At 56.3% G+C, this 15,540-nt stretch carries 11 protein-coding genes and 1 riboswitch; of the genes, 9 read left to right on the top strand and 2 right to left on the bottom strand.

The window, feature by feature from the left end; translation table 11 throughout:
* Positions 1-98 precede the first annotated feature (98 nt).
* From tpx to UH5x_RS06165, 8 genes are all read left to right on the top strand, one after another.
* Complete coding sequence (gene tpx / locus UH5x_RS06200) at positions 99-617, top strand: thiol peroxidase (protein WP_482635109.1); 519 nt, start codon at positions 99-101, stop codon at positions 615-617.
* Positions 618-782: 165 nt separating this feature from the next.
* Complete coding sequence (locus UH5x_RS06195) at positions 783-1,838, top strand: phosphatidate cytidylyltransferase (protein WP_482635108.1); 1,056 nt, start codon at positions 783-785, stop codon at positions 1,836-1,838.
* Positions 1,839-1,944: 106 nt separating this feature from the next.
* A complete protein-coding gene (locus tag UH5x_RS06190; protein WP_236696158.1) occupies positions 1,945-3,003 on the top strand; it encodes a PhoH family protein in 1,059 nt (352 codons plus the stop codon).
* On the top strand, positions 3,000-5,384 hold the full coding sequence (locus tag UH5x_RS06185) for an HD family phosphohydrolase (protein ID WP_047813882.1): 2,385 nt from the start codon (positions 3,000-3,002) through the stop codon (positions 5,382-5,384). The genes UH5x_RS06190 and UH5x_RS06185 overlap by 4 nt, the downstream gene beginning before the upstream one ends.
* A complete protein-coding gene (gene ybeY / locus UH5x_RS06180) occupies positions 5,384-5,947 on the top strand; it encodes an rRNA maturation RNase YbeY (protein WP_047813883.1) in 564 nt (187 codons plus the stop codon). Before UH5x_RS06185 ends, ybeY begins: the two co-directional genes overlap by 1 nt.
* Positions 5,944-7,236, top strand: coding sequence for a hemolysin family protein (locus UH5x_RS06175; protein WP_047813884.1), 1,293 nt, complete (start codon positions 5,944-5,946; stop codon positions 7,234-7,236). Before ybeY ends, UH5x_RS06175 begins: the two co-directional genes overlap by 4 nt.
* Before the next feature lie 72 nt (positions 7,237-7,308).
* A complete protein-coding gene (gene asnB, locus UH5x_RS06170; RefSeq protein ID WP_047813885.1) occupies positions 7,309-9,213 on the top strand; it encodes an asparagine synthase (glutamine-hydrolyzing) in 1,905 nt (634 codons plus the stop codon).
* A gap of 126 nt (positions 9,214-9,339) precedes the next feature.
* Positions 9,340-10,806, top strand: a complete 1,467-nt coding sequence (locus tag UH5x_RS06165; RefSeq protein WP_482635107.1) for a hypothetical protein — start codon at positions 9,340-9,342, stop codon at positions 10,804-10,806.
* Here UH5x_RS06165 and UH5x_RS06160 read toward each other — a convergent pair.
* The gene (locus UH5x_RS06160) at positions 10,795-11,799 is read right to left on the bottom strand and encodes a DUF4465 domain-containing protein (RefSeq protein ID WP_482635106.1); all 1,005 of its coding nucleotides are present in this window, start codon (positions 11,797-11,799) and stop codon (positions 10,795-10,797) included. The genes UH5x_RS06165 and UH5x_RS06160 overlap by 12 nt on opposite strands.
* A gap of 249 nt (positions 11,800-12,048) precedes the next feature.
* Positions 12,049-12,297, bottom strand: a riboswitch (cobalamin riboswitch).
* 522 nt (positions 12,298-12,819) lie between these two features.
* Here UH5x_RS06160 and UH5x_RS06155 point away from each other — a divergent pair.
* Positions 12,820-13,662 (top strand): haloacid dehalogenase type II, encoded by an 843-nt coding sequence (locus tag UH5x_RS06155; protein WP_047814149.1) that lies wholly within the window; start codon positions 12,820-12,822, stop codon positions 13,660-13,662.
* Positions 13,663-13,706: 44 nt separating this feature from the next.
* Here UH5x_RS06155 and UH5x_RS06150 read toward each other — a convergent pair whose 3' ends face one another.
* Positions 13,707-15,509 carry a sodium:solute symporter family protein gene (locus UH5x_RS06150; RefSeq protein ID WP_482635105.1) on the bottom strand — a complete coding sequence of 601 codons (1,803 nt, stop codon included), beginning with the start codon at positions 15,507-15,509 and terminating at the stop codon, positions 13,707-13,709.
* Positions 15,510-15,540 lie beyond the last annotated feature (31 nt).

Genomic DNA, 15,540 nt, shown 5'->3' with positions numbered 1-15,540 from the left:
GGAAACCTGAGAAGTGCCCCGGGGTTCACGACCGGAACGGCGATGCGCATACTGCCGGGTTCCCGTCCAACCTGTTCTCTCAATCAAAGTGAATTTCGATGAGTCAAAGTGGTGTGATCACGTTCAAAGGCAATCCGATGACTCTCGCTGGTAGCGAATTGGCAGTCGGCCAAGCGGCTCCCGATTTCAGCTTGCACTACGCCCACGAAGGTTTGAAAGAACTGAAGTTGGCGGACCTGAAGGGCAAACCTTCGATGATCAGCATCGTTCCCAGCTTGGACACGCCCACCTGTGCGATCCAAACAAAAAAATTCAATGAGCAGTTGGGCGAACTGGGCGACAAGATCAACGCGGTCACCGTCAGCCGCGATTTGCCGTTTGCACAAGCTCGTTTCTGCGGAGCCGAAAACGTTTCGATGCGAACCGCCAGCGATTATCAAACGCACGCGTTTGGTGAAGACTACGGCGTCGAAATCGAAGAACTGAAATTGCTCAGTCGTGCTGTCATCGTCTTGGACGCGGATGGCAAAGTGGTCTACAAGCAGGTCGTGGCAGAAGTCACCGAAGAACCCAACTACGACGGAGCCCTGCAGGCTCTCAAAGATCTGGTTGGCTGATTGACTTGACTGGCAGAGTGAAATGAAGGCCCTGAAAACGTTTTCCTCCGTCGGCAACGTCGACGCGAGGGGAATCGTTTCCAGTCAGCCGCTCCTGATATCTGAGTCACCTTTCGTGCCCCGATTTCAATTTCTCGATTCGATTTTTTTCAAGGACCCCCTTCATTGTTGATCGACCGGCTTCGCAGCGCAGCGGTGTTGATAGCGATCTCGATGGGGTGCCTGTTCGCCGATTCGAAATTCAGTGCCCCTGGAACGGAAGGTTTCCTTCTGATTCCGTTGCTGCTGTTTTTCGCCCTGGGCACCACCTGGGACGTCACGTCTCTCTTGCTGGCATCTGGCCGCAACTTGTGGCGAACCGGGTGCATGATCGCGGTGGGAGCAATCAGCTTAGGCTCGGCCATCCCGACCTTGGTCAACGCAGCGTCCCAGTTCAGTGGGGGTGCCATCGGGGTGTACCCTGAGAATTGTCCGATCGGGCCATTGGGGTGGGCGATGACCATGGCCATCGCGTCCCTGTTCGCGTTGTTGATTCGCGAAATGCGGACCTATGGCGTGACAGCGACGAACGATTTGGATACCTCGATTGACTTGGATGCCTCGATCGCGTCCAGCGACACGGCGTCCGAACCCAGTGCAGGCAGCATGGACCGCCCCAGTGGCAGGGACCGATCCAGCAGCATCGACCGAACCATGCGGGCCGCGTTTGTCTCCCTGTACATCGGGTTGCCAATGAGTTTGCTTTTCTCGATTCGCGGATTGGGCAGCGAGATCAGCACCTCCTGGGGGCTGGCGGCGCTGTTGACCATGATCGCGGTGACGAAATCAGCCGACGCAGGGGCTTACTTTGCCGGCAAGGCATTGGGCCGCCACAAACTGATTCCGCGTCTGAGTCCTGGCAAGACTTGGGAAGGCGCCATCGGCGGAGTGCTCATGTCGACGTTGGTCGCGATGGCTTGTTTCCAGTGGTTGTTCCCTGCGATGGTTGCCGGTTCGGTTGCTCCTGCCTCGCTTCCCTCGATCGGTTGGGCGTTGATTTTGGGCCCGGCTCTGGCAATCACAGGCATGGTCGGTGATTTGGCGGAATCGATGTTCAAACGCGACTGCGGGGCAAAAGATTCCGGAAATTGGCTTCCCGGTTTAGGGGGAGTCTGGGATGTGACGGATTCATTGATTGCTGCGATTTTGCCGGCTTTCCTGTGTTTAGCGGCAGCGGCATGACGGCCCCCCGGCCTCCCGTGAATTCTGCCCAATCCGACGCCGCACGATGGTCGGACCACGTGTGGGACGGTTAGAATGAGTCACTCTTAATGAAACGCTCTGACGCATGTCGGTCCAATCTGCAATGAACGAAGCCACGCTGTCGACAGCGGGTCCCAATGAAGTCCTGACGCTGTTCGGTCCTCGCGATCAACACGTGCGAAAGCTGCGACGGCTGTTTGGTGTCGACATCACGCATCGAGCGGGGAAAATCCGCGTCGCTGGTGAAGAGACCGGCGTGGGGGCGGCGATTCGAACGCTGGAAAAACTGCGTTTGCTCTGCCGCAAAAATGGCTCACTCAGTCTGGGCGACATTGAAACCGCGGCCGCCGAAGAGGGTGCCGAAATCGAAAATGGTCGCCCACCGACCCCCAGTGGCGAAGCCATCAACCTGCAGAACGCGGGACGCAAAATCGCCCCGCGAACGCCTGGTCAAGCTCGCTACGTCGAAGCGATCCGGCAGCACGATTTAACAATCGCGACGGGCCCCGCCGGCTGCGGCAAGACTTATTTGGCCGTGGCCACCGCCGTCGAAGCGCTTCGCAACGAATCGATCAAGAAAATTGTGCTGGTGCGTCCCGCCGTGGAAGCCGGCGAGAGCCTCGGTTTTCTACCGGGTGACTTGCGAGCCAAGCTGAACCCCTATTTGCGGCCCCTGCTCGATGCCCTGGGCGAAATGGTTGACTTTGACCAAGCCCGTGCATTGATGGAACATGATGTCATCGAAATTGTTCCTTTGGCGTACATGCGAGGCCGCACACTCAACGATGCGTTCATCATTCTGGACGAAGCTCAAAACACGACCGTGGCACAAATGAAGATGTTCCTGACCCGGATGGGCGAACGGAGCAAAATGGTGGTCAGTGGAGATGCAACCCAGCTGGATTTGCCACGCGGGGTCCGCAGTGGACTCCATGACGCGGTTTATCGGTTCAGCCGCATTCAAGGCATCGCTCAGGTTCGCTTGGGAGCCGCCGACATCGTGCGTCACCGTCTGGTGCAACAAATCGTGGCTGCCTACGAAAACAAAGACGGCGAAACCGTTGTGGACGAAGTGTCTTCGTCAACGAAACTCAACAGCGACGACGAAGCCATTTCAAACGATCCGGGTGCTGCGAGCGAATGAGCGGAGCGAGCAAAAGCGGGACGACCAAAGGCAAACAACGTGCGGGCAAAGAACGCATTGAGTCGCTGGGAATCCCGAAGTCCAAATGGGCGACCTGGTGGTCTCGAAAAGACAAAGCGGAATGGTCGCTCCGCGTCGGGATGACGCTGATCGCAGCGATCACCATCCTGGTTTTGTGCTCCACCTGGAAACCAGCCTTCAGTTATCGCAGCGGCGCCATCCCCGCTCGCGATTTGATCTCACGTGTTGACTTTCAAGTGGCGGACGCGATTGCAACCGGTGATTTGAAGGAACGCCGGCGTCGGGAAGTGATGACGCTGTACCGCAATTCACCTCAGCGTCTGGAACAATTGCGTGCCGCGCTCAAGAACCGACTGTTTCTGGTCCTTGGTGCTGCCAATTACGAACAACTCGGCAAAGAAGAACGATCCGCGCTGACGGAATTCTACGAGGGCAGCGAGACCGCCCCCGATGGTGAATCGCCGGCCGAGCGTTTTGCTTTGCTCAAGCGAGTCTTCAGCAAGGACAAGGACCTGGCAACGCTGGAAGCCGCCGTCGATTCGTCGATGCTGAAGCTCTACAAGAACGGCATTTTGCAGGCCCCGCAGCACCCGCCCGAAAAAGGGTCGCAGCGGATGATCCGTGTCTTCACTGGCGATCAAACCGAAGAAGCGGTTCCCGTGGAACTGTCCAAGGTCATCATCGCGGAAGCCGGCAACCAACTCGTCAAAGAACTGCGTGACCAATTTCGGTCACGATTCCCCGGTGACGAAGGCTTGATTGCCGCCGACATGATTGGCGATTGGCTGCGAACACGACTGCCCGAATTTGAGACACTGAAATACGACGACGAAGCCAGCCAAAAGGTTCGCGATCAAGCGGCCGCGGCGGTCGAAGACGTGATGATGACGTTCTACGCTGGCCAAACCAAATTGGCCGATGCTGGCAAACCGCTGACGGGCCGCGAATTGGGGCTGCTCCGCAGCGAGTGGTCCAAATTGGTGGAGTCCATGCGCTGGATGGACCGTGTCGCTCGAGTCGCTGCCTACGCTGGCATGATCGCCGCACTTTACCTGCTGTGCGGATCCTACATTTGGTTTGTTGACGACCGTTCCCTGCTGCTGGATCGCAACAAACTCGCCAAACTGCTGGCGTTGATGGTGATCACCATTGCGTTGGCCTACCACGCCTCACGCGATGCCTGGCGAGCCGAACTGGTTCCTCTGGTTTTGGCGTCGATCACGGCCGCGGTGATCTACGGTCGCGAATTGGCAATTCTACTGATGGCGTCGGTTTGCTTGTCCGTGATCCTGTTGCTCGGTGCCGACATCCCGAACCTGGTTGCCGTGACGGCGGCCTGCACCACCTGCACCTTGTTGACTGGTCGCATCCGTTCTCGCACCTACCTGGTCACCGTCGGCCTGATCTCCGCCACGATCACCATGTTCACGGTCGTCGGCGTCGGGATCGTCACTGGACAAACCCTTTCCTCGGGCGCTCCGGGCGGCAACCTGGAAGGCATGCTCAGCGGCGGATCGCTCAATCACGTCGTCAATGGATTGATCGGCGAAGCGGGCTGGGCAGGCGTCTGCATCTTGTTCTCGTCGCTGGCGATGACGGGTTTGTTGCCTTTGGTTGAAAAAGCATTCGGCGTTCAAACCGACCTCAGCCTGTTGGAGCTCGGCGATGCATCGCACCCGCTGCTGCGTCGCTTGGCACAACGAGCCCCAGGGACTTACAACCACTCCATCAACGTGGCGTCGATCGCAGAAGCCGCCGCCGATGCGATTGGTGCGAATGGCTTGCTCGTTCGCGTGGGAGCGTACTTCCATGACATCGGAAAGATGTTCAAACCGGAATACTTCATCGAGAATCAATCGGCGGGAATCAACCAGCACGATTCCCTGCAACCGGCAATGAGCACGCTGGTCATCATCGCGCACGTCAAAGACGGCGCGGACCTGGCTCGCAATCACCACCTGCCCGAACCGATCATCGATTTCATCCTGCAGCACCACGGCACGACACTGGTCGAATACTTCTATCGGGAAGCCGCCAAACGCAGCGAAGAAGATCCCAATCGCGAAGCGGTCAGCGACAAAGACTTCCGCTACCCAGGCCCCAAACCGCAGACACTTGAGGCCGCCGTGTTGATGCTGTCGGACACCGTCGAAAGCGCTTCGCGGACGCTGGTCGACCCAACCCCCGCTCGAATTCAAGGCTTGGTGGACGCGATCGCCCAAAAGAAAGTCGCGGACGGTCAGTTCGACGACTGCGGGATCACGTTTGCCCAGCTGCATCGTGTGCGACAAAGCCTCGTGAAATCGTTGACTGCGATTTATCACGCTCGCGTGAAGTATCCAGGACAACAATCGGCGTGATGGGACAACTCGAGACCAACTTGACCGCGGATGTCCTCGTCGACGAGGAAGCAGAACCTGACTTATCGGTGTGGTTTGGTTCCCTGGAGATTGCGCGCACGCAACTTGCGGAAGCTGCGATTGCCGCCGCCGCTGTGGAAGGCTGCGACCATGGTTCGATCGGAGTCCGGATCTGCGACGATGCCACGATCCATCCCATCAACCGCGAATTCTTGCAGCACGATTACCCGACCGACGTGATCAGTTTCCCGTATGAACTGGCCCCGCCTCAGGTCGAAGGCGAATTGGTCGCCAGCTTTGAAACCGCCATCGAAAACGCAAGTGAACCCAGCAACCCGCTTTCGCCCCGCGAAGAATTGTTGCTGTACGTCGTTCACGGAACCCTGCACATCGTTGGTCATGACGATCAATCTCCAGAGCCTCGTGCTGCCATGCGTCGCGCAGAAGCCGTGGCCATGAAAGCGATCGGGATCGAATTGCCACTGAGCCCCCCTTCCTTGTTGGAGACGTCCCCGGACGATGACTCGTCGGACGACGGCATGTCGAGCGGAGACTTTTCATGAGCAACTTGAGCGATCTCAATGCGTTGCCGTGGGCAGCCCTGGGTTTTGTGCTCGGCAGCATCGGCGGTCTGGGGAGTGAACTGCTGGATCGTTTCGCCGGTCGGTCGCTGGAGATTTATTGCCGGGTCAAAAAGAACCGGGACCGCTTTGGTTCGGTGCTGGACCACCAAGACACCGTGATTCGCGCAGGCGCCTACCTGCACGTCATCGGTTCGGTGATGTTCGTTCTGTTCGGCACAATCGTGGTCGTCAATCGCGTGGACGTGGATCTCAACACGTTGTTGGCATGGGGAATCGCGGCCGCTGGTCTAACCATGCTGACTCACACTTGGTTGCCCAACGCGGTGACTCGGTTCGCCTCCGCACCACTGCTTTACCACACGTGGCCGTTTTGGCGAACGATGTCATTTGTGATGCGCCCGCTGCATGCTCCCGGTGAACTGCTCGAGATCATCTCTCGCCGCTTGGCTGGCGTGGAAGAAACAGAAGACGAGGACGAAGAACAACTCGAAGACGAAATTCGCACGATCGTGGCCGCGGGAACCCGGGAAGGTTTCTTTGCCCCCGGTGTTCGCGAAATGATCCAAGGGGTGATGGAACTTCACGAGGACACCGTGGGGCACATCATGACGCCTCGTGTTGACGTCAATGCCATCGAAATCAGAGCGACTTGGGAAGAAGCCATCGAGTCGATCATCGAAACCGGACGGACACGCTATCCCGTTTACGAAGACACCATCGACAATGTGGTGGGGATTTTGTTCGTCAAAGATTTGCTGCCGTATTTGGCGGGCGAAGGTTTGCCGAACAAACCTTTGATTGATCTCTGTCGTCGCCCTTGGTCGGTGCCCAAAGATCGCAGCGTCGACCTGTTGCTGCGTGAATTTCTACACAGCCGTTCGCACATGGCGATTGTGCTCGATGAGTTTCAGCAAACTGCCGGTGTGGTGACCATCGAAGATGCGTTGGAAGAAATCGTTGGCGAAATCGTTGACGAATCAGACGAAGAAGAAGAGATCGAAATGCGAGTGATCGACGACGACACCATCGACGTTGACGGACGGGTCATGATTGATGACGTCAACGACTTGGTTCACTGGGACCTGCCCGAAAGCGATGACTACGAAACCGTGGCCGGCTGGGTGCTGCATCACACGGGAATGATCCCCACCACCGGGCATCTGATTCGCGTCGGCCATTGGGAGATCGAAGTGTTGCACGCCACCAGTCGCAAGATTGAAAGCATGCGGATTCGTCGTGCAAACGGCGAAACTCAACGCGTCGGCTAAATCGTCATCGAGATGATGGCGTTCGATTATGTGATTTAACTTCCCTTCCTGACTCCAGCCCTCTCGTTATCTATGTGCGGTATCACCGGCGGTCTCTGGCAACGCGAAGACCAAGCGATCAGCGCCGAATTGCTGTCCAGGATGACAACCGAAATCGCTCATCGCGGTCCCGATGATTCGCAAATCTGGATGGACGCCGAGCATCGCGATGCGACCGGCCAACCCATGGGGGTTGGGCTGGGATTTCGACGCTTGTCGATCATCGACGTGGACGGCGCGCGCCAACCGCTTGCCAACGAAGACGGCCAGGTCCGGATGGTCTTCAACGGGGAGATCTACAACTACGAAGTGCTGCGAAAACGCTTGCAGGGCGCCGGGCACCAATTCGCAACGCAAGGTGATGGCGAATCGATCCTGCACCTCTATGAAGATGTGGGGACGGACTGTTTCTCGTCGCTCAACGGGATGTTCGCCATCGCGATTTGGGATGCCAGACGCAACCGCATCGTTCTCGCTCGAGATCGCATTGGTCAAAAACCGCTTTACTATTCGTACAAGAATGGGCGTTTGGTTTTTGCCAGTGAACTGAAAGCACTTCGATTGGTGCCTGGCGTTTGTGAGGAAGTGGATCCCAACGCAATCGATGAGTTCTTGACTTATCAATACATCCCCCATCCAGGAACCATTTTCAAAGGCGTTCATAAACTACCGCCTGGCCATTTCGCGGTCTTGGACCAGCGTGGGCTTCGAGTGGAACGGTACTGGAACTTTGATCCATCGGTGGAACGTCCAATCGGTCGGGAAGAGGCCACTGAAAAAGTTCGCGACTTGCTTTCCGACTCGGTGCGGTTGCGAATGCGTAGTGACGTTCCGCTGGGATCGTTTTTGTCAGGCGGAATTGACTCGTCGTTGATCACGGCTTTGGCGGGCGATCACACCGACACCGCCCTGCGAACGTTCAGCATCGGGTTCCCCGTCGCGGAATTTGACGAGACACGCTACGCCGCGCAGGTGGCGGAACACTTGCAAACCGACCACACCCGGTTTGAGGTCCAACCCAGCGGCATCGAGATTCTTGAAAAGCTGGTTTGGCACTACGACGAACCCTACGGTGATTCATCTGCGGTGCCAACTTGGTACTTGTCGAAACTCACCCGCGAAAGCGTCAAGGTGGCGTTGTCGGGCGATGGTGGCGACGAACTGTTTGCTGGCTACGAGCGTTACCGAGCTCTCTGGATGAGTCAAAAAATTGCTCGCCTGTTTCCACTGAACCGCATCCCCGGGATTGGACTGATTCAAAAACTTCCCGATTCGAATCGCCGCCGCTCGGTCATCCGGCGAGCCAAGCGTTTCTTGGAAGCGATCGACCAACCCGTCGTTCGGCGCTATCTGAATTGGTTGCAGATCTTTCCCGAATCGATGCGGGCGTCGATGTACAACGATGACTTCATCGCACGATTGCCCGGGAATGACCCCGTCGACTTTCTGGAATCCGTTTGGGCTCGCAGTGAAGGGCGAGACGTTGTCACGCGAGCCTCCACCTCAGACATCCTTTCGTACTTGCCGTGCGATTTGTGCACCAAAGTCGATATCGCGTCGATGGCTCACGGTTTGGAAGTTCGCCAACCGATGCTCGATCATCGTTTCGTTGAGTTGGCGGCCTCCCTTCCCGTGGAGCACAAGTTCCGTGGGCGACGCGGGAAGCTGATTCTGCAGGATGCCTTTGGAGATCGGATTCCTGCCTCGATCTTCACTCGTCCCAAAATGGGCTTCGGGATCCCAATCGGGCAATGGTTCCGGGAGGACTTCAAACCGTTGGTCCACGACACGATGCTAGCTCAAGACGCTCGCATCAATCAATTTTTCCGCCCCGAGGCCATCGCGGGTTTGGTCCGTTCCCATGAAAACGGCGAGCAAAATCATGGGTATCGACTTTGGAATTTGCTGGTTTTGGAAACCTGGCTGCGTCAGCTTTAGGGCTCGCTGATCGCCCGCCCCCCACCAAGAAGATACAAACGACTCTCGGATGAACTGATAAACTGCGGTCTTTGCTGATCATCCACGAATCAGCATCGCGCTCCCGCGAATTCGATTGAGTATCTGATGAGACGTACTTTGTGCTGCTTGCTTGGCTGTTGGCTGCTCGGTTGTGGCTCCTTCGCCACTGCCGAAGATTTCTTCCTCACAATCGGGGGCGGGTACTCGCCCTCGGGCAATCAAGCCTCGCTAGAAAACAACGTGCTGTTCTCGCAGCGCGCCTTGAGTGAGCAAGGGGTGCTCGGGGAGCACAACGACATCTACTTTTCAGATGGGGATGCGGTCGGAAAGGACCTTCAAGTGATGGATCCGAACTCGGTTCCGAAAGCCAATCGCTTGATGGCCGAGTTCTTCGGCAATCGCGATTCTCTGGGGCTGTCCTATCGCAACCACAGTGTTCCCAACGTGAAGGGTAGCACCGAACCCAAAAACATTCGCAATTGGTTTCGAGACGTGGGCGAAACGATGCAATCAGGAGATCGGTTGTATGTTTACGTCACCGCCCATGGAAGCCGAAGCAGCGATCGCCAATCGCCCTATGACACCACGATCGCAACCTGGAACAACAGCTCCATTCGAATGAAGGAGTTCGTTGAAATGTTGGATGGTCTGCCAAAGGGAGTGGATGTCGTTGCGATCATGGTCCAGTGCCACGCGGGCGGGTTCGCGAGATTTATTTTCGATGAAGGCGATCCCGACCAAGGCCTTTCTCAACAAAACCGAATTGGCTTCTTCGCCACCGTGCACGATCGCCCCGCATCGGGCTGCACCCCGGAGGTGGACGAAGCCAGCTACGTCGAATACAGCACCTACTTTTGGGCGGCACTCTCAGGTCGAAACCGTTCCGGACGCTTGATTGAACGTCCGGACTACAACGGCGATGGTGTTGTTTCATTTGATGAAGCCCATGCATACACGGTGATCACCGCCGACACGATCGATTTGCCCGTGATGAGTTCGGGCGAGTTCCTGAGCATCCACAGCCATTTCGACGAAGACAAGCCGGACCTACTGCGAAACGATGAGTCCTACGCGTTGATCCTGGATCTGGCGACTCCTTCCCAACGTGCGATGCTGGAAGGTTTGTCCGATCAATTGAACCTTTCCGGTGATGAACGCATCAATGAAGCCTGGAAGACGACCCAATCCGATCGAGACCGGAATTCGAATCGCCGCCGCCGACGCTCCTCCCCGGAGGATGGCCTGCGACGTCAGATCACACGTGACTTGGAACGCAAATGGCCGGAACTGGCCAACGTCCTCAACCCAGTTGCCATCGAACTGTTGACCAGTCGCCAAGACGAGTTTGTCGAAGTGGTGGAGAACCATCCCGACTACCCGCGTTTTCGCGAACTAACCGATGCCCGCGAATCCGATGAAGCCAAAACGAAAGTGAAGTACGAACGATTCGTTCGGATCGCTGACAATGTCGCGTTGGGGGAGAACCTCCGGCGTCTCGGTGACGAACGGCTTGTCGCGCAATACGAGGCCATCGTGGCTGGAGAAGCCGGTACGCTGAAGTCATCCAATTGAATTCGCCCCAACGTTCCCTGGCATTTCACGATTGTCGAGACCGTGCTTTTGGCGACGTCGTCGTTGCCAAGCCACCCCCAACCCCACGCAGGCTATCCACGCCAGTGACCCCGGTTCAGGAACCGCGGTCACAGTCGCAAAGTTATCCAGTGCAAAGTAACCCGGCGTGTTCATGCCGTAGGGTCCCACGTCGCTGGAAGACAAATTGAAATGCAAGCTTGTGGCTTCGGACAAAGAAGACAAATCGACGGTCCGCCACTCATCCAGGATGTAGTCCTCCAGTGAGTCAGTGAAGCGAAAGTCCGCAAGGAACACGTCGATGCTGGTGTCCAGGATTTGGTCGTTCGCATCAATTCCAAAAATGGACAGTTTGAGAAAGTCGGGATCTGTTCCCGACACTCCACCAAACGGTTTCGCAAAGGAATCGCCGTCACGCATCGAAAGTGCTGCGTACGTCGTGTTGCTCACATCCAAGCGGATCGCCTGCTCCCCATCGGGCAGATAAATGCTTGGCAGGGCGGTCAACGTGTTGATGTTGGTTGGAGTCGAGTTGGCATAGCCAAAAGCCACTGCGTAGTTGCTGGAACCGTCTGATCCCGCCCCCGGGTAAGCACTGAATTCATTGGTGTAGCCCTCTGTGGTGGTGTCTGTGTGATTGGAAACGGCAAACCCGCTCCAACTGCCGTACAGATCATTGTGGCGGTTGGAAAAGTCCACTCCATCAGCGGAAAAGACTCCGATGTGGTCATTCCCTCCATAGGTGCCCGGTACGACGGAGGCATTGTTGACAGGCCCATTGAACACGCCTGATGCCCCCAGAGTTTGGTTCTCGAAACCAACCACCACATCGGCCTGAATGACGCTGCCTCGCAAACTCGAGAGACAAACCAACGCCAGCAGCACCCACCAAGGCAGTGCCAGTGGACGGTCCTGTAGCGGATCGCGTGAAGAAACGGTGACCCAACAAAAACGGCATGGGCGAGAAGAAGACATGATGACAATTCCAAATGCACTTTGCATTGAATCTTCTGTTGTCGGCGCATATTTCCCCTGATGACTTCCAGCTTGTTCGCGAAAATTGCGAGCCAAGTGCGAGAAGTTCAATCCATGGAGACGCTGCGACGAAAACTCAATTCAATTGCTGAAGACGGAAACCCAACACATGAACCGCCGCAACCTCGATCAAAGCATGGCAACATTGGTTTCATACGTTGCAACGTTTGCCTCAATCCAAGAAGGCACCCAAACGTCTTGCGCGAGGTAGGTCTTCTGACTCACCACCCGTTTGTTCACTCACTGCCTTCTCATTCACGTATCACGTCACGACGCAAAAACGAGAACAATGGCTGAATAGAAAAAGTGAACAATGAGATCGACTTCCGAAGATCTCTGGTGGCACACAGCGGCCGGACCGTCCCGGAATTTCACCGGAGTTCCCTGTTCACTGATTGGGTTGAAACCCAATCAGTCACCTCGAACGCCGGCGATTCTAGCCACGGTCGATCTCCTGTCAACACATTTCGAAACGCTTTGAGTTGCCAGAGAAAACGGAGGTCAAGCAGCTCTACTTTACCCTTCCTCCAGAGGACGCAGGCCGCACTGGGCCAGGGAGGGGGACGCGCTGCATCCGATGTTCGTCCCCCCGCTTCGCTCAGCTCTGCCGGCAGGAAGGCAACAACAAACACGTCTAAGCAGGTCGGCAGGAGTGATCAAGCACAACCATGTGAGCCGTTTGGGCGTTCGCCCCGGTTGTGCGTGAAAACCGTGGCTAACGCCAGCGGCTCACATGGGGAAGCCCAATCTTTCCTGCGTACCTGCTTCGCTCGTTCAGGGAAGGGGTGCTGCGATCGGATGGCGCCAGCCGGGAAGCACTTTCCAATCGTTTGCGAGATGAAGACAAACTTCGGGCTTGGCGGGCATCGGGGCGGGGAACACATCATTGAATTGCACCGAAACTGTTTTCGATGGCAGTTTCAGTTTGCCTCTCCAACAAAACCTCTCACTGTGCAACTCATGCCATTCTCTTCAACTCGTCTCGTTGCCTCGATCCTCTTCACGCTTGTCTGGATGATGAGCTTGCCCGCCCAAGAAACGGCAAGCGTCCCAAAGGAGGCTCCTTCTGAAGAAGCCAACCAACTGCAACCGGATCCCCCCATGCTCCACTCCGATACGACCATTCCAAAAGTGATTGTGTTCGACGTGAACGAAACGTTGCTCGACTTGGCCCCGTTGAAAACATCGGTTGGCAAAGCCTTGAACGGACGCGAAGACCTGCTGCCATTGTGGTTTTCAACGATGTTGCATTACTCGTTGGTTGAAACGTTGGCGGGCGAGTATCACGACTTTGGTGAAATCGGTACCGCCGCCTTGATGATGGTCGCTGAGCGGGAAGGAATCGAACTGGACCGTGAATCCGCCCGGGCTGCGATTGTCACTCCCTTGCGATCCTTGCCAGCCCACGCAGACGTTCGAGAAGGCTTGCAACGACTGGCTGAACAAGGCTTTCACATTGTGAGCTTGACCAACTCTTCGTCCGTGGGCGTCGCAACGCAGATGAAGAACGCTGGACTCACGGATCTTTTCGAAAAACGTTACAGCGTGGATCAACTTAAAAAGTACAAGCCTCACCCGGCACCCTATCAAATGGTGTTGGATGACTTGGGGGTCCAACCTCATGAAGTTTTGATGGTCGCTGCCCATGCTTGGGATCTGGCCGGAGCGAAAAGTGTCGGGTTGCAGACCGCATTTGTGAAACGCCCTGGAAAGGCGCTTTACCCCAATGTTCAGCGTCCCGATCTCATCGTGAAGGATCTCAATGAATTGGCTGACATCCTGTCGGAAGCAAAACAGAAATGATGCGTTGATAGACCAGCGATCGCAACGCGACCAACGCCTTGGATTCATTGCTTTTCCGAGGGCGGCCCATCGATTCGCAGCGACGGCCACGTTTGCCACAAGGCAACGGCAGAGACAACGCACACACACAAACTGCCTCCCAAGCAAATCCAAGATTGGTACAGAAAGTACCCGGTGCTGAATAAGACCGAGTAGATCAGAAACGTCGCGGCCATCATGGCTTTCAAACCCGCCGTGATTGAATCACCGGTTTCAACATGAACGCCATCCGCTGCCAATTCGTTGCGAATCGTTTTCCAGCCCGCGCCTCCTGGACGAATCTTCCGATAGAATTTTCGTAGCGTTTCACGATCGGTCGGTGGAGTGATGATCGTGGCCAACATCCACGCTAGGGTCGTGATCACAACGCCAAACAACAGTTGTTGCCAGGAACGGAGTTCCGGCCACCCTGTGTGCACATACCCAAATTGAAAGAACATCGCGACCGCCAACGAAACCGCCATCCCGGTGATCTCCGTGAACGCATTGATCCGCCACCAAAACCATCGCAAGATGTAAATCAGACCAGTGCCTGCACCGATCTGCAGGATGATGCTGAAGCTTTCCATCGCACTTTCCAGCATCAATGCGACCGCACCGGCGACGATCATCAGCCCCACGGTGGCCCAGCGCCCCGTGGCGACCAAGCGATGTTCGCTGGCTTCAGGATTGACAAATCTGCGGTAGAAATCGTGAGCAATGTAGGAGGCCCCCCAATTCAAGTGCGTTGAGATCGTGGACATGAAAGCTGCAATCAAACTCGCAATCACAATGCCCAGCAGACCGCTGGGCAAGTACGTCAACATCGCCGGGTAGGCGAGGTCATCTTGGACCAATTGGGGATCAACGCCAGGGAAGGCGACTTGAATGCTTTCTAGACTTGGGAAAACGACGATGGATGCGAGTGCCACAATGATCCATGGCCAAGGACGCAGCGAGTAGTGGGCTGCTTGAAACAACAGCGTGGCCAGGGTCGCATCCCTCTCACTCCGTGCACCTAACATTCGCTGAGCCACATAGCCACCGCCACCCGGTTCGGAGCCTGGGTACCATCCGCTCCACCACTGCACCGCAAAAGGCATGATGATTAGCGGAATCAATGCGTCCATGTCGCTGAAGTCGGGCAGCAACGCTGTCTTGGATCGCACTTCTTCGTGCTGAAGCAGGTTGGTAAAACCGCCGACTTCCGGCAAGTTGCAAACGACGTAGGCCGCAGCGATCGCTCCGAACATGGCCACGAAAAACTGAAAGCAATCCGTCAGGATCACGCCCCGCAGTCCTCCCAGCAAGGTGTAGACAACGGTGATGGTTCCGGTGACAAGCACCACTTGAATGGGTGTCGCGCCGACCAAGACGCCGCCTAACTTGATCCCCGCCAAAATCACGTTGGCCATGACCAAACAATTGAAAACGACCCCCAGATAGATCGCTCGGAATCCACGCAGAAACCCCGCGGTTTTGCCACTGTAGCGAAGTTCGTAAAACTCCAAGTCCGTCGAAACGCCGCTGCGTTTCCAAAGTCTGGCGTAAACAAACACGGTCAGCAGTCCGGTCAGCAGGAATGCCCACCAAACCCAGTTTCCGCTGACGCCATCTCGACGGACGATGCCAGTGACCAAGTTCGGCGTGTCGGCAGCAAACGTGGTGGCGACCATTGAGATGCCCAGCATCCACCAGCTCATCTGCCCGCCAGCCAAGAAGTATTCCGAAAAGCTCTTGCCCGCCCGGCGACTCGCGAAAAGTCCAATGGACGTCGTGATGACAAAGAACGCAACAATGATCGCGTAGTCAATGGATGAAAGTGCCATGTCCCTGCACAGTTAGATGTTGAGGTGGAAG

It is taken from the genome of Rhodopirellula sp. UH5, from assembly GCF_056839225.1.
Note: the sequence above shows the minus strand (reverse complement) of the source record. Positions and strands in the feature narration are given on the sequence as shown.

What these genes read in the sequence shown, in the direction of transcription:
- ybeY (WP_047813883.1), top strand. Translation starts at nt 5,384, where the DNA reads ATGGGACAACTCGAGACCAACTTGACCGCGGATGTCCTCGTCGACGAG.
- UH5x_RS06150 (WP_482635105.1), bottom strand. Translation starts at nt 15,509, where the DNA reads ATGGCACTTTCATCCATTGACTACGCGATCATTGTTGCGTTCTTTGTC.
- UH5x_RS06165 (WP_482635107.1), top strand. Translation starts at nt 9,340, where the DNA reads ATGAGACGTACTTTGTGCTGCTTGCTTGGCTGTTGGCTGCTCGGTTGT.
- UH5x_RS06190 (WP_236696158.1), top strand. Translation starts at nt 1,945, where the DNA reads ATGTCGGTCCAATCTGCAATGAACGAAGCCACGCTGTCGACAGCGGGT.
- UH5x_RS06160 (WP_482635106.1), bottom strand. Translation starts at nt 11,799, where the DNA reads ATGTCTTCTTCTCGCCCATGCCGTTTTTGTTGGGTCACCGTTTCTTCA.
- UH5x_RS06175 (WP_047813884.1), top strand. Translation starts at nt 5,944, where the DNA reads ATGAGCAACTTGAGCGATCTCAATGCGTTGCCGTGGGCAGCCCTGGGT.
- tpx (WP_482635109.1), top strand. Translation starts at nt 99, where the DNA reads ATGAGTCAAAGTGGTGTGATCACGTTCAAAGGCAATCCGATGACTCTC.
- UH5x_RS06155 (WP_047814149.1), top strand. Translation starts at nt 12,820, where the DNA reads ATGCCATTCTCTTCAACTCGTCTCGTTGCCTCGATCCTCTTCACGCTT.
- UH5x_RS06185 (WP_047813882.1), top strand. Translation starts at nt 3,000, where the DNA reads ATGAGCGGAGCGAGCAAAAGCGGGACGACCAAAGGCAAACAACGTGCG.
- asnB (WP_047813885.1), top strand. Translation starts at nt 7,309, where the DNA reads ATGTGCGGTATCACCGGCGGTCTCTGGCAACGCGAAGACCAAGCGATC.